Source organism: Wolbachia endosymbiont of Cylisticus convexus, from assembly GCF_003344345.1.
On the sequence record NZ_QPIP01000029.1, the window covers coordinates 1 to 18,763 of the forward strand.

Consider the following 18,763-nt stretch of genomic DNA (forward strand, 5'->3'; position numbering starts at 1 on the left):
CTTTGTTTAGGAAATTCATCTCTCCTATTGTCATCCTTACAGTACACTATCTGTGTCTTTTCAGGATGTAATTTCAACTTATACTCAGCCAATCTTTCTTCGATCATTACTTTCACAAATTCTGCCTGTTTCTCTGTTCTGCAGTGCACTATCGCATCATCCACATATCTCTCAAATGGTACCGTCGGGTAGTTCTTTTTCATCCATATATCAAACACATGATGCATGAATATATTAGAGATGATTGGGCTAACTGAACCTCCTTGCGGAACTCCTTTATCCCTAACTACCTTACTGCCATCTGCAAGTTTTATAGGGGATTTTATCCACCTTTCAACGTATAGTATGACCCATTTGCAATTTGTATGCTTCTTGATAGCTTGCAATGCCAACTCGTGATCCAAATTGTCGAAAAACCCGGATATATCTAGATCTATCGTCCAATCATACCTCCAGCATCTTTTCCTTGCCGTATCTACCGCATCCAGTGCTGATTTATTCGGTCTATAACCATATGAATCTTCATGGAATTTTGGTTCTACTAGCGGCTCAAGATACATAGAAGCGGCCGTTTGCCCTATCCTGTCGAATACTGAAGGAACACCTAAAATTCTTTGTCCCCCTCCCGTATCTTTCGGTATTGCTACAGCTTTTACAGGCTCTGGAAAATAACTTCCTGATGACATCCGATTCCATAGTTTGTACAGATTATCCTTCAGGTTCTCTTCAAACCTTGTTATCGATACCTCATCCACACCAGCCGCACCTTTATTTTTCGATACTTGTTTATAAGCCCTCCAAATAAGTTGCTTTGGTATATCAAAAGACTTTGTTTTATTCATTAACTCCTCCCTTTCGGTTGATACATAATTAAAACTGAATAACTCAACTCCTTCGCTCCATTTCCATTACAGAAACTTCTTCACTACTACGCGCCCCTGTTTTCCGCATTGGTACTCTCATCCTTAGAGTTTAGCTCCTTGAATTTCTCCCTTATCATCGAAACGACAGGTTCCCGTAGTTCTACACAATAGCCTAAAATAGATTCATGCCACCTTTATGCCGGACGCCTCCTACCCCGTAAACAAGCTCCCGGTAGATTTATCCCAGTTGAGTTATAAGCCCCTGGTTTTGACGTCATCAGTTATGGTTTCGACACTTTATCAGTGGTTCACTTTCGTTCATCTCTCTATTTCACACATGACACATAACTGCGCCTTTTCCATAACGCTCACTACCTTGGCTCTTTACCAAAGCAGCTTATGGTTGTTTGAAGCCTGCTCTTGTAAATCGGCTCCGAGGGGCCCACCCTCATCTATTGCGTAGCTTAAGTACTCAGTTTGCTCTTTTCTGACCATTCCTTGCATCACTACGGCACACTATAACCTCCATTTCCAAGTTTTTTTGACTGAAAATCTCCTGTTTCTTTTTTCTTTGCTGCCACTCCCATAACGTAGTTCTTCCAATTTTAAATCTTGCTGCCACTGCTTCTCTGCTTTCTCCTTCTTCTAGTGATTCCATTGCTTTTTTTCTTAAATCATAACTATATGCTGCTGGCATACTTACCTTCACTACTATAAAATCTTATTTTACCTCGTTTGTACTATTATGAAAAGAGCTATACTAGTGAAGTATCCAACTAGAACGTACAGTAATGGTGAGCAGCCTATTTTTGGTGTTAATTGTAGAAATTATTAACACTGCTTTTGAAACAACAATTGAGCGTATTTCCAGTGAACAACATATACTTTCAAAAAAAGTAAAAGATCTAGGTAGTGCAGCAGTTTTCCTCTCATTAATTAACTTCTTGATAACATGGATGATAATATTGATATGAATGTTATTAAGATATATTTTCAAATTCGCCAATTAAGACTTGCATGTCTTGTGGTAAATCAGAAACAAATTCCATATATTCTTTACTTTTTGGATGATATAAGCCCAGCGTGTGAGCATGTAGTGCCTGCCTGTTGAAATTACGGATAAAGTCGGAATTTTTAGCATATTTTGCACTTTTACTACTATTTTTTCCATAAATTTGATCACCAATTACAGAATGTCCTATGTGGCTCATGTGTACTCGAATTTGGTGTGTTCTGCCTGTCTCTAAAGTGCATTTAATCAGGCTTGCTTGTCCTATAATTTTCTTCACTGAGTAATAAGTGATTGCTAATTTGCCTGTTGTTTTTGTTACGCACATCATTTCTTTATTACTGCGTTTTGGAGCAATATTAGTTTTTACAATCCCCTTATAAGAAGGCAGTATTCCCCACACTACTGCTAGATATTCCCGCTTTATTTTACGATTTGACAATAATTCGGATAAAAAGCTATGAGCTTCTTCATTTTTCGCAATTACCATGAGTCCACTAGTATCTTTATCAAGCCTGTGAACGATTCTTGGTCTTGCATCAAGGTAAGCGATAACTGCGTTTAATAGTGTATCATTATTTGTCCCAGCACCTGGATGTACTGTTAACCCACTTTGTTTATTCAGAACTATAATGTCCATATCTTCGTAGATGATATCAAGTTTTATATCGTGATTAGGTTCAATTGATGTGGATTCATTTTCACAAGTAAGATGGACCGTATATTTCTTATCTGCTTTTACTATGTGATTGTTGTCGATTACAGGAATGCCAAGCAATGTTACCTGCTTATTTTGTATCAATCTTTGTGCTTTACTGCGTGATATGTTGTACTTTTCAGCTATGTAAGTATCTAGCCTTCTCATCACTATCAAATATTTAAGATTATATCTATCCTGCACAAGCTACTTTGAATGCTGCATGAATATCTAGATCTACAAAATTAACTTTTGTGCTAGGTTGAACATCTCGTTTCTTGATATCAAAAATTGTTTGAGAGCCATCTTTCCAGTGGATTATTATCTTGTTATTAAAACTCTTTAATGTTCTCTCACCAACTTTTTCTTCATTATCATCCTTTTCTTCCAGCTTAACAGACTCTAGTAAATAATATAAAAATTCACTTGGTTTGCCATTAATTTTTTCTTTCCATTCATCTGTTTTTTCTTGTTCAGATAATTCTCTCTCCAATTTTGTATTTTCTTTCTCCAGTTCTTTTGTCCTTTTTTTTGATTTTAATAGTCTATTTTTCTCCATTACTTTTTTCTCTTCATCTTGCTGTTTATCAGGAAAAGTAACAGTAGCACTACTTTCACTGCTATTAGATTCGTTTGATTGAGTTTGTTTATTCTTTAATTCTTCCAGCTCATCTTTTACTTTTTTTAGTTCCTCCTCCAATCCCTTCTTTATCTTTTCTGCTTCCTCTTTTTGCTTTTTTAACATACCCATGAACTCATGATTATCACTAATTGTTCTTTCTGTAGATTGAAAAGAGCCAATCCATCGATTTGGTTCAAATCGCTTAATTTTATCTTCAGTAATTTGAACCGCATTCTTCAAACTAGAAAAAGTACTTTCAATATTTAGTGAACTCGCTCTTTTTGTCAGCTCTTTAGCTTCACTTAAAACGGTAGAAATTTCCTTATGCAACTCATCTAAATCTTTTTTGATATCTTCTCTAATTCCTTGTAGATGAACAAGTGTTTGTTGAATTTCATCATTTGCAGGTTTTAGAAGCTTATTATCGAGTAGACCTTTAGCTTCATCTAACTGCTTATCAAATGAAGCAACAATTTTATCTGTAAAATCAGTCAAGTGCTTATCAAGTAATTTTATAACTCGAGATATAGAATCATTTTCTTCCTCATCTTTTGTCTTTTTTTCCATTATAGATACAACACTACCTCTTCTGCATGGAAAGAGAATATCTAAATTATTAAATTTTTTAACAATATTATAATTATTGTTTATCTCATTGTTTTTTAGCTTGCTGAATGTTATACATATTCCAATGATGGCAATGGTACTAGCCAATGCAACTGGGACCCATTCCAAACCCTGAACATTGGCAAAGCTAAGTCTATTTTGTATTAACGCACCAACTATAATTGCAGCACTAATTGCATATGGTATGGTAAGAAAAATGGCCTTATTTTTATTCTCTTGTTTCTGATTATCTAATACTTTTTTTTGATTTTCAGAAATTGGCAAGACTATCGAAAAATTTGCTTTTTTGCGACCTATAAGACTTAAATCTGGTATAATCTCTATTTTTAGGGCATTTTCAGTAATTTCACTTACCTCATTGTCTTTACCGCCCCTAATTTTATCATTTATTAATTCCTCTATCGACTTTTCTCTTTCTTTTATCTCTTGTTTATGCATATATCTTGTGGCAGAAGAGACCACAAAAGTTGTAAAAAGAATAACAGAAACCAAAGCATAAATTGGCATGAATGTTGGGTTAAAAATATCCGTAATAAAGCTTAAATCATTATGGGTTATTATTATTGCGGCTACGTAAGCCAAAGAAAATTGAAGCCAAGCATTTACAGCCGCTATGGGTAGAGTATTACTTACAGAATACTTCTTTGCTGCACGCCATGTTCTAGGAAAAAAACCAATAGCATCATCTATTTTGACAAAATTATGATCTACCTTAACATTGAAAGGATTTGTTGTATCTAAAGGCATAAATTTCCTTACATCTTAACTAAATTAACTATATATTAATCATATCATTAAATCAACCTCTTTGGCTTATGCCAAGGACGATTAGAACGCACTTTACTAACCTTTATGCCACTACTATCTGTTAGCCAAACAGAGTGTGTGCCATATGCCTCTAAGTCAGCATACTTGAGGATTTCAGTGGTGCAAGTAGGGTGGTTGAATTTGCTTAACTGAATTACTAGATTAACTTTATCACAGCTTTCTACAATATCTTCTTTCTTATAAGCTAGCAACACTGATTTGTTCTTTCCTTTATTATATACGCAGCCGTAATCACTACAGTTTAGCCTTTTGTTCGAATTATTGAATTTAGTATGATTCACAATTTGAGTCTGCCTATTTTGTTTTGCCCATGTTTTGATGACAAAGTTCCTATTTTTTCTAGTGAGAGAGTATAGCAAGTTATCACTCTCTCTTACAGCAACGTTATCACCACTTATTAAGATGTCAGGGGTTTTATACATAGCGCTAGAGAAAATACCTAGCACAATAAAGAAAATTCCAAAAAAACGCCAATTCCTTTCCCACAAGCACAGCCACAATAACCCAAGCGTTATTATAATAATTGATGAGGCAGGAAAAACGCGAATGGGAATAATCAGATACTGAAGATTAGCTATTGCATTTGTTATATACAAAATGCTGTCAATTGGGTGTTCTATGAGCAGCGCTATAACCCACTCAATGCCTAAGGGAATCAACAAAACATAGATTATTCCAAGTGGAATAATAATGAGTGTAACTATTGGTATGGCAATCAGATTTGTAATAATGCCGCTGATTGAAAAATAATTAAAATTATATATTGTATATGGAGTCGTTGCTAAGCTTGCTATTACTGAGCTGATCATTATCGACATAAAATATTTTATTATTTTTATTTTTAAAAATTTGTTGGCATTAATCTGATAACTGGCAACCAACGCTAAGACGGCGGAAAATGACATCTGAAACCCAGGCTTTAAAATTGCTTCTGGTTCTATTATAAGTATTACTGAAGCAGCAAACGCAATTGCTATTAATCCTCGATATTTTCTCTCTATCATTATTGCAACGAGTACTAAAATCACCATAATGTAGGCACGCTGAGCGGAAATTTGCATACCAGTGATCAATAAATAAAACGTGGTTGGTAAAATAGTAAAGAATGCAGATATTTTCTTGGTGTTATACTTAAGAGTCAAAGTTTCAGATATTGCGAATAAATTACGAAATACTATAAAAAATAGACCAGCAACGAACGATAAATGTAGACCAGATATAGCGAATAAATGTGCTATACCTGAGTCTCGTATTGCATTCATAGTTTTTTGATCTATCCCGTCTTTTTTGCCAATTAATAATGCAGAAATTATGTCCGCATGTGGTTTTTTGGTATTTTGCTGCAGGTTTTCATAGATATACTGACGGAAAGATTCTATATACTCCTGAAATTTCCTTGCTTCAGCCTTCTTGTGCAGGACTATTTTGCTTATTGCAAAACCTGTTGCACTTATTTTCTGGTAATATGCTATTCGTGCAAAGTCATATGCATACTCCGAAGGCGCAATCTTTAGAGGGAAGAGTTTTGCTGATAATTTTACTTGATCGCCTATTTTAATGCCTTCTTCCACTTTGGTTCTAACTGATATTCTGATGTTACCTAGAGCTCTATCCGGTGTCATTCCAGCGCGTGACGCTGGAATCCATATCTTTTTTTTCTGGATCCCAGTATCAAGTACTGGGATGACAAAAGGGGGTGCTGGGATGACAGGAGAGGATTTTGAGATAGTAGAGACAGAAAGCAGAAATTGTTTGTATGAGCCCCTGTCATTAATGTCCTTCACTGTAGCAACAATATCTTTTACGTACTTTTCTTTGTCGAGGATTTTAGTGTCTATTGAAGCCGTTCTTAATTTGCTGGTTGTAAATCCTACAAGCATTGCAATTAAAGCGATACATAATATCGCGTACTTTTTATGTAATATGGCAATCAAAATTAGTATAGGTGAAAGCAAAAGAAAAATAGATATACAGCTTGGTTCACAACTTAGGGAAAAATAGGTTAAGGCCCCTACACACTGAAAAACAGGAACCCACAGTATCAGGTTATATTTTTCATTGCGCAGATTGTTACGTATATAATTTACTATTATGTCAAAAAAGTTAATAGATACATAAATATACGTAATAGTGTGATTTTATTCTTTATATTATTTATTATTGCATATATAATAATAAATAAGCAACGACGCGGGATGGAGCAGCTCGGTAGCTCGTCAGGCTCATAACCTGAAGGTCGTAGGTTCAAATCCTACTCCCGCAACCATCTTCCAACTGTACAAATATTGTGGTTTCAGATAGAAACAACTTGACAAATTTCGTCAATCTCATTACCACAAGAATGAAGCTATATTATTTAACTTCCCAATCTGTGCAGATTAAAACGACAAGAAGACTTGTATTTGGCGTACTATTTTTGCACTATGTGCATCCTATGTCTTTATAAAACTTTCGGGTTTTTACCCACATAAGCTGAAAAACGCTGTTTAAAACATCACCCAACGTCAAATTTTAAAATAAAGAGTAGAGTAACTAGCTATTACGGGGATTCTTTGTCTTTTTTTGCTGGTAAACTTCTTAATGTTTATAGCTAAAAGAGTCAGTAAATACTTGATTCAGAAATTCTAATAAGTTGTTGAATATAGCAAGCATGAAAAAAATTCAAATAAGTTGCCAAGAGCAATATAAAATATTCTTGCTTGAAAACAGTAGCTGATATAATGATAGCTTAAATCTACAAGCATTCCAGACATTTCTTGGGTTAGTTGATCCGGATGCACTATGTTCATTTCAGCAATTTCTTGGGCAAAAAAAGGTTATGGAGCTTTTGGTATAACATATGAAGGATACCAGACCTAGCTCATCAGTAGATGACAGTTGACTTATCGAAAATTAATATATCTGCACCCAGCAAGTGATGTGAAAATCTGCACAGTGGAACGCATCAGGTTAAGAAAACCAAAGCTTGATGAGAAAAAAAGAAGTAGTCTTATTAGAGAGAGTTTACAATGAAAAGATAAGCTTCTTAACTTTGGGATAAGGGGTTATTTGGATAAATGCACTGGAACAACAATTATCAAATGCATATCTTTTAAACAGTTTATTTAACACTCCCGTTAAGGATACAGCTGCTCTATTTTCCAATTGCTTTTTTCAACAAGAGTGTACCTAAATCTGATATGTCTCCTGTGTTCACCTTCTTGCCAAAATTCAATTACTTTTGGGATTACACAAAATCCCACCCAAAAGTCGGGACGAGAAATTTGTGTATTGTGAAATTCTTTCTCCTTCGAATTTATAGCTTGTTCAAAATCTTGCCAATTTTTTAGAATGCTCGATTGTTTTGAGCACCATGCGCTAATTTGACTATCGCGCGCTCGAGAAGAGAAATATTCGTCAGTTCTTTCATCGTTTAGAAGTTTAACATCTCCTTCAATTCGTACTTGCCTAGCAAATTCTATCCAATGAAACACTAACGCAGCTTTGGGGTTCTCAGTCAATTCTTTCCCTTTTTTACTGTTTACGTTAGTGAAAAACACAAAACCTTCTTTACTATATTCCTTTAGTAATACTACTCTTGCAGATGGAATGCAGTCTTTGCTACAAGTTGCTAGCGTCATTGCAGTTGATGAAGAATTAAGTACTGCTTTGTACCACTTTGAAAACAAATCAAAAGGATCTTTTTCAGGTAAGAATGTCATATTCAAAAATAAAATTTAATTCTGACATGAATTGCAAAAATAAGTGCTACGCCCATTTTGCCGTATAAGTGTTATGATATTGTTGCAGATCTTGCAAGGCTTTTGCACTTTACCATATACGTAAAAGTTATTTTGAAAGTATCCAGCAGATCCAGATGGCTGTGCATAATCTTTCAGTGTTGAACCACCAGCAGCAATTGCATCACTCAGAGTATTTTTTATTTCAGTAGCAAGTTTTTTGCACTCTGTATATGTCAAGTCTTGTGCTGGCCTAAGTGGTGATATGCAGGCTCTAAATAAACTTTCAGAAGCATATATATTGCCCACCCCAACTATCAATTTATTATCCATTAATGCAGATTTGATATTTACTTTTCTGCTCTTCAGCAACTCCTGCAGATAGCCTCCACTGAATTCATCTGTGAGAGGTTCTATTCCGAGGTTATTAAAAAAGTTTAGTTCTTGTTCTCTGTTTAAAACAATCACTAATCCAAACCTTCTTGGGTCATTGAAGATTATTGAAGTGTTGTCAGAAAATAAAAATACCACGTGATCGTGCTTATTCCGCACTTGATCGTGGTTAGCATATATAAGCTTTCCGCTCATGCCAAGATGTATGATTATAGCCGAATTATTATCTGTGTGCCAGATTATATATTTACCTCTACGCTTGATATCGTTTATAATTTTGCCCTTTAGCAAATCATCAATATTTTTTGTTATTGGGGTACGTAAATTCCAATTATTAACTATAACATTACTAATTTGCTTGTTTTTAATTTTATCAAGCAAGAAATTAGAGATTACTTCCACTTCCGGGAGCTCTGGCATCTTGTCTACTCTGTTGCTGTTTTTTTCTTTTTAGAATATTTTGCTTTAAAGCTTTTGCCAATCTTTTTTTCTCTTCTTCTTTTTCCTTATTTTTTTTTATGTTATTCATTATCATAATATGTGAACTTGCCGTTGTAGCTCAGGTGGTAGAGTACGTCATTGGTAATGACGAGGTCCCAAGTTCGAGTCTTGGTAACGGCACTGTAGACCTTATAATAAAGACTGAGAAGAAAGTTACAGAGGTAAGTTGTCATGCTTTTTCCATATTTTTTCTACTTTCTTGTTTTTGAGCAGCTCTAGCGCTTTGTGAAAGTGATACCTTGTTTTACTTGGCGCTATTATATCATCAATATATCCATGCGATGCAGCAAAAAATGGGTTAGCAAATTTTTCTTTATATTCTTTAATGAGTGTTTGCTGATCTTTTTCGTGTCGAAATATAATTTCAACTGCACTTTCAGGTCCCATTACAGCTATTTCAGCAGTTGGCCAAGCATAATTTATGTCACCTTTTAAATGTTTCGAGTTCATAACGATATATGCACCACCATACGCTTTTCTAGTGATAAGGCTAATTTTCGGCACAGTCGCTTCAGCGTAAGCGTAAAGCAGTTTCGCTCCGTGTTGTATTATATTATTGTATTCTTGATTTGTACCTGGCAGAAACCCTGGAACATCAATAAGTGTGATGATGGGAATGTTAAATGCGTCACAAAACCTTACAAACCTTGCAGCTTTTCTTGAAGAGTCAATATCCAAACATCCCGCAAGATGCATAGGTTGATTTGCAACAATACCAACAGTGTTACCTCCAATTCTACTAAAACCGATTATGATGTTACGAGCAAAATCTGGTTTTAGTTCAAAAAACTTCCTTTCATCACACACCTTTTCGATAAGTTCATACATATCATAAGGAGTGTTAGGATTGATAGGAATCAGAGTGTTCAAAGATTCATCAACATCATCAATTAAGTCACAGGTTGGTATAGGTTTTGGCAATTCTTGATTATTGGCTGGCAAAAAGGTGAAGAGTTCACGCATTTCTAGTAGCATTTCAACATCATTATTGAACACAAAATCTGCTACTCCTGTTTTGCTTGTATGAATTTTTGCTCCACCAAGATCTTCGTGGCTTACGTCCTCGTATGTAACTTTTTTTACTACATCTGGCCCGGTTATAAACATGTATGAGCTGTTTTTCACCATGAAAGTAAAGTCAGTCAGTGCTGGAGAATAAACTGCACCACCAGCACATGGACCCATGATTAGAGAGATTTGTGGTACAACGCCTGATGCATTTACATTCCTTTGAAAAATTTCTCCGTAACCAGCAAGGGAACTTACTCCTTCTTGGATTCTGGCTCCACCAGAATCGTTTAGTCCGATAATTGGAACCCTGGCATTAATTGCCATATCCATAATTTTGCATATTTTTTTTGCATGTGATGCACCAAGTGATCCGCCAAAGACAGTGAAATCCTGAGAGTAAACAAAAACTTTTCTGCCATAAATAGTGCCGTGGCCAATTATAACGCCATCACCTAAAAAATTAGCATTTTGCATGCCAAAATCAGTTGCGTGATGTTTTACAAACTTATCATATTCTTGAAATGAATTTTCATCTAGCAGTATACTCAGCCTTTCTCTAGCGGTTAGCTTTCCTTTTTCATGTTGCTTGTTAACCCTATCAGGACCGCCTCCTTTTTCAGCTTCTAATGTTTTAGTTTCTAGTGTTTTAAAGTCCTGCATATTAAGGGAAGTTATTTTTCAATAAGTTAAGTATACATTACTTTTTTGAAGTGTCTATTTTTGACATAAACACCTTCTTAAGGTCTAGTGAAAGTAACGAAATTGATGAAACTGCGCACACTGACTGTAACTATCACAAACAGATTTATAGTCTAGCATTTTTAGCGCTAAGCAATTGTACACTGTTTAACAGTGTACATGCTTTGTCTATCAGCTTACACTGTTAGAACTTCCTTAAAATGCTGAGATAGATTAGTATCGTTTAGAGCAGAAGAAGGCGCATTGTTTTTTGTTTGCACAAAGGCCTTAGCAGCTTCAACGATCTTGCTTATACGAGGTTCTTTTTCTAGCTCTTTACAATGCTTTAAGAAGATTTCACAGCTTTTATCATCCATACGTACCATTATTTTGCCAAAATCCTCAGCTTTTTCAGAGAATAAAACCATTTCAATTTTTTCATCTCCCGCTTTAAAGGTCATTTTTATTTTGCCTTTCACATCGTGATATTGTCCATCTCTTATTTTTATTGTATTATCTTCTCCAACTTTTAGTATTCCCTCTAAGTTTTGAAATTCTGAATTGCTCAAAAATTTTGCAGGACTTACAATGCTTTTTTCTGAGTATTTTACACAGTAAAACGCGTTATCTCTTTGTACTACAATGTCTTCTTCATTACTATCACTACCACTGCGTGCAATATCTTTTAACTTTGATAAGTAGTCTTTACGTTTTTTCAATACATCGTTTGGTAATAATTTCAGAAACTCTTTGCTTACATGATTACCTTTTGAAACTAGATCATGCACTTCTGATAAAACAGGCTCTAGTTTACGTTTGCCGTCCTCATTAATGTTTGCGTCATTGTTTTTGAGATGGTGAAGCCTCTTTATCATATAATCTAGTATTGATCCATCTCCTCTACTTACATACACTGGCGCGCTAAACATGATCTTTTTTTGTTTCCAATGCTTTATGGATTTTTGAAACCCCTCTGCCATATTTTCTACAGCTACAGTTATAGGTTTGTCTGATGCTGTGTTATATTCAAACTCTACTGTATACATATCACGCAACCCAGCAAAGATGTTGTCTGCCATCTTTTCGTCAACATGCTCATGTATTGCTGCGGTTGGTATAAATTTTTCTCCAAATCTTTGTGAATTTTTTTCTAATACATTCCCCTGTAACTTTTGTTGTTCTGATTCTAAACTTTGTACTTGCTCGAATGTTAACATAACTACCCTCTAATTTTACATAATAAACTTAAGATAAAATATCCTAATTTCAGAATAAGTATATAATCTATCAAGTCAATAGTTAAAATGAAAAATTTTAATTATAATCTACTATGTACAAAACATGCTCTTAAACTATGCTGAAAATTGCTATAATAGGCCTTCCAAATGCAGGCAAGTCAACTCTCTTTAATAGGCTGGTGAGAAGAAAAGCAGCGGTAGTTAGTGACATTCCAGGAGTAACGAGAGATAGACGAGAAGGAGTTGGAAGAATTAGCGATTTGGAGTTTAAAGTCATAGATACAGGAGGATGGAACGATCAAACTAGTTTTTCACTACAAGTTATTGAGCAAATCGAATTTTCTTTGTCGAGTGCAGATGCAATTTTCTTTCTTGTTGATGCAAAAGTGCAAAATGAGCAGAACAAAGAGTTTGCAAAGTGGCTGAAGAGAAAAACGAATAAACCTGTAATACTAATAGCAAACAAATGTGAAAGTCATAAATCGGAAAATGTTGATTATTTGCAGTTTTTCAATTTCATAGGTCCGGTATACATCTCAGCTGAACATAATCTTGGCATGATTGATCTTTATAATGCATTAGCTAGTGTTATTGAAGGTCTTAGCGAAGGCATTGAGCTGCCTGAAAGTGAGTCCATTAGACTGAGGATTGCGATCATCGGTCGCCCAAACGTTGGAAAATCAACTTTTTTAAACAATCTACTTGCAGAAAATAGACTAATAGTAAGCTCAGAACCTGGTACTACGCGTGATTCTGTGGATCTCTCATACGACCATAATGGGAAACTAATCACTGTAATTGATACTGCAGGAATTCGCAGAAAGGTAAATGTTATTGGCAACTTAGAATCAAGATTCGTTGAAAAAAGCATGGAGTCAATAAAGCGCTCTCATGTGGTAGTTTTAATGCTAGACTCCCTGCTTGGCATTGAGCAGCAAGATTTGTCAATTGCTGAAGCTGCAATTAAAGGGGGGAAGGGAATTATCATTGTTTTAAATAAGTGGGATTTAATAGGTAAGGATGATAGAAGTAAGTTAATAAAATTTGTCAAACAACAGGAAGTGACTCGGTTATTTTTGGAAGTGCCAACTGTAACAATTTCTGCGTTGAAAGGTATGCGCTGCGGTGATGTGATAGATAAGTGTCTTGAAGTGAGTGAATCCTTAAACAAGAAGATCAGCACTGCAAAACTGAATAAGTGGCTAATAGATGCCGTGGAAAAACATTCTCACCCACTTGTAAAAGGTAGAGCGATTAAAATGAAGTATATTGCTCAAATTGGCACCAAACCTCCGGCTTTTTCTTTGATATGCAATGTCCCTGAGAGTGTTGATGAAAATTATAAACGTTATTTAATTAATGGTCTTAGAAAAAACTTCTTTGTTGAAGGCGTACCAGTCAGATTACTTTTGAAAAAGAATAAAAATCCCTATGTAAAGTAGGTAATCTTATTTATTAAATCATTAATAATATAGTTTTTTTATCTTATTAATATTGTTGATAAGCAAATAATATTACTTAAATAAGTAGTTGATAAATTAATATTATATAGTAAAGTATTAACTTATTTAGTACTTTTGCTATGAATTATAAAGGACAAGATTTAAGGCCTGGATCTCCACATACTTTCACGGTTGATACACCTTTAGTATTTCAGTGGCTTCCAAGGCGATATGGATACCCGATTCCAGAAAAATATTTGGAGAGATTGAGCGAATGGGCAAAAAGGGAAGATACGCGTGTAGTGAAATTAGTAATAAATGGATCTGGTTTTACTCCTGAGCAACGTAAAGAGTTGGAAAATAAAATATCAAACAGAGAATTTAACCCAAACAAAAACATAGAGCTTATAGACTTTAATGAGCTGGATTTAAGAGAGTATGAATTTAGCTTTCATTTACAACCGGATAAGGAAATTGAACTGTCTCAATGTTCTAAATACACTGTATCTCGATATTTTAGAGATCTATACTCTATTCCAGAAAGTAAAAGATTATCTTTTGGTGTTGAGATAGACAGTATGCGTATATTTATGTTGCTGGCACTGAAGTCTCCTATGATCTATTTCGATTTTGATATTTTACCTAAAAAGGACAAAAAACTTGGTGAGATTCAGGCTAGACAGGGCTTTTTGGTTGCTGAAAATGACAAGATAGGTCACGACTATGACGGTATACCAAATATTGAGAATGCTATAATTGCTGTAAGTGATGCTGGTAGAGTAAAGGTTACGGAATTTTATAATGAGATAAAGCATAGATTTCAAAAGTATTATCCTACGCTTCGATTATCACCCCATGACATTTACACAATCATGGAAAATATAGTATATCACACTCCTCTTGATAAAGCTTTTTCTACTTTTATGTCTGATTATAAAAGTTTTAGCGAACATTTTAATAGATTGTTAGAAGAAAAAAGATCGCTTATACAAGAAACGTTTGGGTTTAAAACCAATGGAGGGAAGGTTGATATTCAATATGATAACAGCTGGATGAAGAATAAGAATGAATTGTATACCAAGGAAGAGATTGTAAGAATAGATGGTGATGCTAGTGTTGCAACTAGTATCCAAGTCAAATCAGTATCAAGTTGTGAGCATATGTATAGAGGTTAAAAGTAGTAGAGTAGCGCATAGATATGTGGGTTACGTAAAACGTTGTCAAACAAGAGTTGACTCTTCACAGATATTGTAGTAATTCATTAACTATGTCAGATATAAATAACAGTTCTACAATTTTTCTCTTATCAAGTGCTGTTGCTTTAATTTTTGCATATGTGCTGGAGTATTTTTTCAATATGCTACCGTGCGAGTTATGTATGTACGAGCGAGTAGTTTACTATGTTACAGGATTACTTGCAGTAGTGTATATGCTAAAAGACAGCAAAATTCTAATCTATGCGATGTTTTGCAGCTATCTCATTGGTGCGATAATATCTTTTTATCATGTAGGTCTTGAGCTTCACTTATTTCATGATGTTTTAGGCTGTACAGAGCAAGCAAGTGGCAATGTCAGTGTAGAAGAGCTAAGAAATAATCTGTTGAACCCTAATTACTCTCCATCTTGTGACAGACCTCATTATATTTTTGGAATTTCCTTAGCAACATGGAATCTTATTTACCTTATAGTAGCCCTGTTTGTATCAGGTAAGATATATTGTAAAGAAAGAAATTTAAGGCACAATTGGTGCAAAAAATAGCAAGAGTAGATGCTGCATTTGTACACCGCCACCCAGTTTCCGCAATTTAAAGATTTATCTATCTGCCCAATTGTGCCCGATGGATGGGACAATAGAACATTTCTTCTGGGTGCTTGTGCGTATGCCAAGCGCTGCAAAGTATGCAATGCAGGTGGAAAAGGAACAAAAGTGGTTACCCAGGTTGGCACCTTTACTGCCACTCTCAATTCCAGAGCCTTTGGCAATGGACTTTTTGGCTATAGATGGGAGTTCGGTATCTTTGACACTCAGGGGCGAATTACAAGGCAGTGGAAACAATGATATTGAAGGAGTAATTATCAACCTTAGGGGCATATTCAAAGAATTTGATTTTGGTAGCTGGAAACCTGCTGAGAAAGCAACACTAAAATGTACCGTAGCTGCCCATTATTATAAACTTACGATAGGTGGTAATGAACTGATAGAGATCGATGCTGAAAATATGATTAGAAAGATAAATGGTGTTGATCAGATGGCTTTATTACAAGCGATTTTAGGGATTTAATAGAATAGATGGATGTCTTTTCATATAGCCACTTTTTATTGAAAAATTACTGATAATACTGTATAATTATTAATGTTTTTAGGCATTTGTGCTATGGCTTTATCTAAATTTCTCGACCCTAAAAATGATATAGCATTTCGCCGTATCTTTGGTACTGAAAAGAATAAAGATATCCTCATTCACTTCCTCAATGATATTCTAGGCTTTACTGGCAAAGATGAAATAAAAGAAATAGAATTTCTCAGTACTATCATGGATGCTGAAATTGCCTCTAAAAAACAAAGCATTGTTGATGTGCTCTGCAGGGATGAGAATGGGATACAAGTGATAGTCGAAAAGGTGCGACCTGAAAGTCTTCGGTCATATTGTTTAAAAGGAGAGGAATTCATCCAGAAAGAAACTGAAAGGATTCTAAAACTTATTAAACCAGATATTTTGCCATCTGAGTCTACGCATCAGTGCGAATCGGGCAACCGGTTGGTGCCAAGCGATGCGGACAATGAACCTCCTCTTGAAAAAGAAGATGCGTAATCGTAAGAGGAGCATAAACTACAAGTATCATGTGGTTGGAGGGCTAGGCTTAGTGGTATGGTGAACGCAAGTGAAGTATCGTAAGTACGAAAGAGCTAAAGATGCTGATAAGTTCTGACCAAAAGGTAATGTGGATAAGTTACATTCTTCACTTCTGGATGTACGCAAATAATAACTCCACCGGTATAGAGAAGCCACCTAACCCACTGTTGTATGATAGAAGGAACAGGGTAAGCCTGTATTTTCGCCTACATGGCAAGCAAATCGCAAGGAATGCTGATGGAAGTGCAGGTAAAGGAGAATGGAGAAAGCGAATGCCATTTTGTAACGAAATGGATAGAATTTGTAACATTAATTCGCGTGAAAACGAGCAGACTTTCATTTGGTCCCTCGTGACAAGAAACTTTGTCAACCACTTAAGGTAGGAAAGCAGATGATTACAAGTAAAACTGTAAGTGCACTTACCAACAACTCCGAAGCATGGAACCAGTTATCCTGGAAGAAATGCCAGAAAGTTATTGTGAGGCTACAAAGACGTATTGTTAAGGCTGTCCAACAGGGAAGATGGGGGTAAGGTAAAAGCTTTACAACATCTTCTCACACGCTCTTTTAGCGGAAAAGCTTTGGCTGTTAAGAGAGTAACTGGAAAACCAAGGAAAAAACACAGCGGGTGTAGATCGTCAACTATGGTCAACTTGCAATGCTAAATTTCAAGGAATAAAGCAGTTAAAGCAAAGAGGATATAAACCTTCCCCACTAAAACGGATTTATATCAGTAAATCTAATAGCAAAAGAAGACCTCTTGGAATACCTTCGATAGAAAGATAGAGCCATTGCAAGCATTATATCTGTTTGCCCTGGAGCCAGTATCTGAAACAATCAGACTCCTATGGCTTTAGACCTAAAAGATCCTGCGCGGATGCTATTGCTGCTTGTCACTTATTACTGGCAAGACGCAATCGACCACAATGGATACTAGAAGGTGATATCAAAGGGTGCTTTGACAACATTAACCATGAATGGCTTATGAAGCATATTCCTATGGAGAAGAAAATTCTGCATAGTTGGTTAAAGGCTGGTTTCCTAGAGTCAAAAACCTTGTATCCCACAACTGCTGGCACTCGGCTTTGTTGCATAGCTCCTTAATTGATTCAGAACGATAAAACTTTAAATAACTATCTCAAATTTAGCAGTACCAATTTTAGTAAATTCATTTATCAAATAACACTTGACTGAAAGTTCCTTTTCACGATTTACTTCAGACTTATTTTTAAACTAAATCCAAATGTTTTTTTAAGTCTAAAGAAAAAGCTTTCAACGTATGACCTAGCACCATATTTCATTTTCTTCTTCCAATTTGCTACGCCATCTTTATAATTCTCACTCAACCTTATTATACTAATATTTTCATTTCTTTCTGACATGTAGATTTTTGCATCTTTTCTTGGCCGTATTATAGGCTTTATATTATATTCTTTACATATTTTATACACATTCGTTGCATCATAAAATGCATCTGCGTAGAGGGATAAGATATTGTACTTATTCTCTATTTTTTTTAGCATGTTATATGCTAATGTACTATCACGTGAAATAGCATTAGTGTATTCCGTAGCTATTATAGCTCTTTTCATAATAGTCCGAAAAGCTTATAGAAAAGCGGAATCAACAGCATGACGAAAAGATGTGAATAGAGGGATGTTTTTCCTAGCTCTGTTTTTTATAGCAAACCAATGATGCTCAATTTTGTTAAAATCGGGAGAATAAGGCGGTAGATATAAAATTTCTGCGCCAACTCCTTTAGCAAATTCAGTAATCTTATTAGACTTATGAAAAGTAGCATTATCAAGGATAACAGTTTGTCCAGGTTTCAAAATCGGTGTCAGAAACTGCTCAAACCATTTATTAACATATTACAGTGGCCTTCAAATGTTAACGGAACAACTATTTTCCTGCCGTTTAAGGCTGCAATCATACTGATTCGTTGAATTTTTTTACCAGATTTTAGAGCATAAAACCTCTGTCCCTTCTGGCAATATCCATAAGGGTAGTCCTCGGTGTTATCAATGCCAGACTCATCTATATAAACTAAGTTTTGAGGTTCTTTTGTTGCTATAATTTTCAAAAATTCAGCGCGTTTTTCTTCGTCCCTTTCTTTGTATCCATATGTCTTTTTTTGCGTGTGAGTCCAATTTTTTTAAGAGCTCGATGAATCGTTGGGATACTAACATTGCTCCAAAGCTTAGCCATTTCCGATAGAGTTTTTCCACCATATTTTTTAGCAAATTCAGTAAATTTATTCCAGTCAGTAATTTTGTGATT

The 18,763-nt window shown here is 35.2% G+C and carries 17 protein-coding genes, 2 tRNA genes and 4 pseudogenes; 11 read left to right on the plus strand and 12 right to left on the minus strand.

Annotation, left to right across the window (positions count from 1 at the left end):
- Together ltrA and Wcon_RS04170 are read right to left on the minus strand one after the other, a co-directional pair.
- Positions 1-842 (minus strand): group II intron reverse transcriptase/maturase (gene ltrA / locus Wcon_RS04165; protein WP_114516916.1); only part of this gene is annotated, 842 nt, incomplete at its 3' end.
- 536 nt (positions 843-1,378) lie between these two features.
- Positions 1,379-1,560 (minus strand): annotated as a pseudogene (locus Wcon_RS04170) (IS630 transposase-related protein); the annotation flags it as partial.
- A 73-nt stretch (positions 1,561-1,633) separates the two neighbouring features.
- Here Wcon_RS04170 and Wcon_RS04175 point away from each other — a divergent pair.
- Positions 1,634-1,837: a diacylglycerol kinase gene (locus Wcon_RS04175; RefSeq protein WP_255565490.1), complete on the plus strand. Its 204-nt coding sequence runs from the start codon at positions 1,634-1,636 to the stop codon at positions 1,835-1,837.
- A 6-nt stretch (positions 1,838-1,843) separates the two neighbouring features.
- Here the strand turns inward: Wcon_RS04175 and Wcon_RS04180 are convergent, their stop codons facing one another.
- From Wcon_RS04180 to Wcon_RS04190, 3 genes are read right to left on the minus strand one after another with little or no spacing between them, the layout of a single operon-like run.
- On the minus strand, positions 1,844-2,737 hold the full coding sequence (locus tag Wcon_RS04180; RefSeq protein ID WP_114517318.1) for an RluA family pseudouridine synthase: 894 nt from the start codon (positions 2,735-2,737) through the stop codon (positions 1,844-1,846).
- A 25-nt stretch (positions 2,738-2,762) separates the two neighbouring features.
- Positions 2,763-4,565 (minus strand): coiled-coil domain-containing protein, encoded by a 1,803-nt coding sequence (locus Wcon_RS04185; RefSeq protein WP_114517319.1) that lies wholly within the window; start codon positions 4,563-4,565, stop codon positions 2,763-2,765.
- A 47-nt stretch (positions 4,566-4,612) separates the two neighbouring features.
- Complete coding sequence (locus Wcon_RS04190; RefSeq protein WP_114517320.1) at positions 4,613-6,739, minus strand: ComEC/Rec2 family competence protein; 2,127 nt, start codon at positions 6,737-6,739, stop codon at positions 4,613-4,615.
- Positions 6,740-6,835: 96 nt separating this feature from the next.
- On the opposite strand from Wcon_RS04190, the gene Wcon_RS04195 reads away from it, so the two are divergent.
- Positions 6,836-6,912 (plus strand) — tRNA-Met (locus Wcon_RS04195).
- 850 nt (positions 6,913-7,762) lie between these two features.
- Here the strand turns inward: Wcon_RS04195 and pdxH are convergent.
- The 3 genes from pdxH to Wcon_RS11405 are packed head-to-tail and all read right to left on the minus strand — an operon-like array spanning position 7,763 to position 9,293.
- Positions 7,763-8,347, minus strand: coding sequence for a pyridoxamine 5'-phosphate oxidase (pdxH, locus tag Wcon_RS04200; RefSeq protein WP_114517321.1), 585 nt, complete (start codon positions 8,345-8,347; stop codon positions 7,763-7,765).
- A 15-nt stretch (positions 8,348-8,362) separates the two neighbouring features.
- Positions 8,363-9,178 carry a bifunctional DNA-formamidopyrimidine glycosylase/DNA-(apurinic or apyrimidinic site) lyase gene (gene mutM / locus Wcon_RS04205; protein ID WP_114517322.1) on the minus strand — a complete coding sequence of 272 codons (816 nt, stop codon included), beginning with the start codon at positions 9,176-9,178 and terminating at the stop codon, positions 8,363-8,365.
- The gene (locus Wcon_RS11405; protein WP_179947481.1) at positions 9,144-9,293 is read right to left on the minus strand and encodes a hypothetical protein; all 150 of its coding nucleotides are present in this window, start codon (positions 9,291-9,293) and stop codon (positions 9,144-9,146) included. The genes mutM and Wcon_RS11405 overlap by 35 nt, the downstream gene beginning before the upstream one ends.
- A gap of 13 nt (positions 9,294-9,306) precedes the next feature.
- On the opposite strand from Wcon_RS11405, the gene Wcon_RS04210 reads away from it, so the two are divergent.
- Positions 9,307-9,379: transfer RNA gene (locus tag Wcon_RS04210), tRNA-Thr, on the plus strand.
- 33 nt (positions 9,380-9,412) lie between these two features.
- Here the strand turns inward: Wcon_RS04210 and Wcon_RS04215 are convergent.
- On the minus strand, positions 9,413-10,930 hold the full coding sequence (locus Wcon_RS04215) for an acyl-CoA carboxylase subunit beta (RefSeq protein ID WP_114517323.1): 1,518 nt from the start codon (positions 10,928-10,930) through the stop codon (positions 9,413-9,415).
- 215 nt (positions 10,931-11,145) lie between these two features.
- Positions 11,146-12,165: a hypothetical protein gene (locus Wcon_RS04220; RefSeq protein WP_237350028.1), complete on the minus strand. Its 1,020-nt coding sequence runs from the start codon at positions 12,163-12,165 to the stop codon at positions 11,146-11,148.
- Positions 12,166-12,302: 137 nt separating this feature from the next.
- Here Wcon_RS04220 and der point away from each other — a divergent pair, with 137 nt between their 5' ends.
- The 8 genes and pseudogenes from der to Wcon_RS11935 all read left to right on the plus strand — a co-directional run bounded on the left by der (position 12,303) and on the right by Wcon_RS11935 (position 17,587).
- Positions 12,303-13,628 carry a ribosome biogenesis GTPase Der gene (der, locus tag Wcon_RS04225; RefSeq protein ID WP_114517324.1) on the plus strand — a complete coding sequence of 442 codons (1,326 nt, stop codon included), beginning with the start codon at positions 12,303-12,305 and terminating at the stop codon, positions 13,626-13,628.
- Between the two features lie 140 nt (positions 13,629-13,768).
- Complete coding sequence (locus Wcon_RS11925) at positions 13,769-14,803, plus strand: hypothetical protein (RefSeq protein WP_237350029.1); 1,035 nt, start codon at positions 13,769-13,771, stop codon at positions 14,801-14,803.
- A 92-nt stretch (positions 14,804-14,895) separates the two neighbouring features.
- Positions 14,896-15,387 carry a disulfide bond formation protein B gene (locus Wcon_RS04240; RefSeq protein WP_114517325.1) on the plus strand — a complete coding sequence of 164 codons (492 nt, stop codon included), beginning with the start codon at positions 14,896-14,898 and terminating at the stop codon, positions 15,385-15,387.
- 229 nt (positions 15,388-15,616) lie between these two features.
- Positions 15,617-15,910: pseudogene (locus tag Wcon_RS11535) on the plus strand (phage major tail tube protein); the annotation flags it as partial.
- Positions 15,911-16,003: 93 nt separating this feature from the next.
- Positions 16,004-16,246, plus strand: a pseudogene (locus Wcon_RS11930) (PD-(D/E)XK nuclease family transposase); the annotation flags it as partial.
- 628 nt (positions 16,247-16,874) lie between these two features.
- Positions 16,875-17,015 carry a reverse transcriptase N-terminal domain-containing protein gene (locus Wcon_RS12475; protein WP_255565488.1) on the plus strand — a complete coding sequence of 47 codons (141 nt, stop codon included), beginning with the start codon at positions 16,875-16,877 and terminating at the stop codon, positions 17,013-17,015.
- On the plus strand, positions 16,981-17,148 hold the full coding sequence (locus Wcon_RS12480) for a reverse transcriptase N-terminal domain-containing protein (RefSeq protein WP_255565489.1): 168 nt from the start codon (positions 16,981-16,983) through the stop codon (positions 17,146-17,148). Before Wcon_RS12475 ends, Wcon_RS12480 begins: the two co-directional genes overlap by 35 nt.
- Positions 17,149-17,293: 145 nt before the next feature.
- Entirely contained in the window at positions 17,294-17,587 is a 294-nt protein-coding gene (locus tag Wcon_RS11935) for a reverse transcriptase domain-containing protein (RefSeq protein WP_179947482.1), read from the plus strand.
- A gap of 107 nt (positions 17,588-17,694) precedes the next feature.
- Here the strand turns inward: Wcon_RS11935 and Wcon_RS04270 are convergent, their stop codons facing one another.
- Together Wcon_RS04270 and Wcon_RS04275 are read right to left on the minus strand one after the other, a co-directional pair.
- On the minus strand, positions 17,695-18,075 hold the full coding sequence (locus tag Wcon_RS04270) for a transposase (RefSeq protein WP_237350030.1): 381 nt from the start codon (positions 18,073-18,075) through the stop codon (positions 17,695-17,697).
- Positions 18,076-18,090: 15 nt separating this feature from the next.
- Positions 18,091-18,763 (minus strand): annotated as a pseudogene (locus Wcon_RS04275) (IS630 family transposase); the annotation flags it as partial.

What these genes read in the sequence shown, in the direction of transcription:
- Wcon_RS04180 (WP_114517318.1), bottom strand. Translation starts at nt 2,737, where the DNA reads ATGAGAAGGCTAGATACTTACATAGCTGAAAAGTACAACATATCACGC.
- Wcon_RS04185 (WP_114517319.1), bottom strand. Translation starts at nt 4,565, where the DNA reads ATGCCTTTAGATACAACAAATCCTTTCAATGTTAAGGTAGATCATAAT.
- pdxH (WP_114517321.1), bottom strand. Translation starts at nt 8,347, where the DNA reads ATGACATTCTTACCTGAAAAAGATCCTTTTGATTTGTTTTCAAAGTGG.
- mutM (WP_114517322.1), bottom strand. Translation starts at nt 9,178, where the DNA reads ATGCCAGAGCTCCCGGAAGTGGAAGTAATCTCTAATTTCTTGCTTGAT.
- Wcon_RS11405 (WP_179947481.1), bottom strand. Translation starts at nt 9,293, where the DNA reads ATGATAATGAATAACATAAAAAAAAATAAGGAAAAAGAAGAAGAGAAA.
- Wcon_RS04215 (WP_114517323.1), bottom strand. Translation starts at nt 10,930, where the DNA reads ATGCAGGACTTTAAAACACTAGAAACTAAAACATTAGAAGCTGAAAAA.
- Wcon_RS04220 (WP_237350028.1), bottom strand. Translation starts at nt 12,165, where the DNA reads ATGTTAACATTCGAGCAAGTACAAAGTTTAGAATCAGAACAACAAAAG.
- der (WP_114517324.1), top strand. Translation starts at nt 12,303, where the DNA reads ATGCTGAAAATTGCTATAATAGGCCTTCCAAATGCAGGCAAGTCAACT.
- Wcon_RS11925 (WP_237350029.1), top strand. Translation starts at nt 13,769, where the DNA reads ATGAATTATAAAGGACAAGATTTAAGGCCTGGATCTCCACATACTTTC.
- Wcon_RS04240 (WP_114517325.1), top strand. Translation starts at nt 14,896, where the DNA reads ATGTCAGATATAAATAACAGTTCTACAATTTTTCTCTTATCAAGTGCT.
- Wcon_RS12475 (WP_255565488.1), top strand. Translation starts at nt 16,875, where the DNA reads ATGATTACAAGTAAAACTGTAAGTGCACTTACCAACAACTCCGAAGCA.
- Wcon_RS04270 (WP_237350030.1), bottom strand. Translation starts at nt 18,075, where the DNA reads ATGAAAAGAGCTATAATAGCTACGGAATACACTAATGCTATTTCACGT.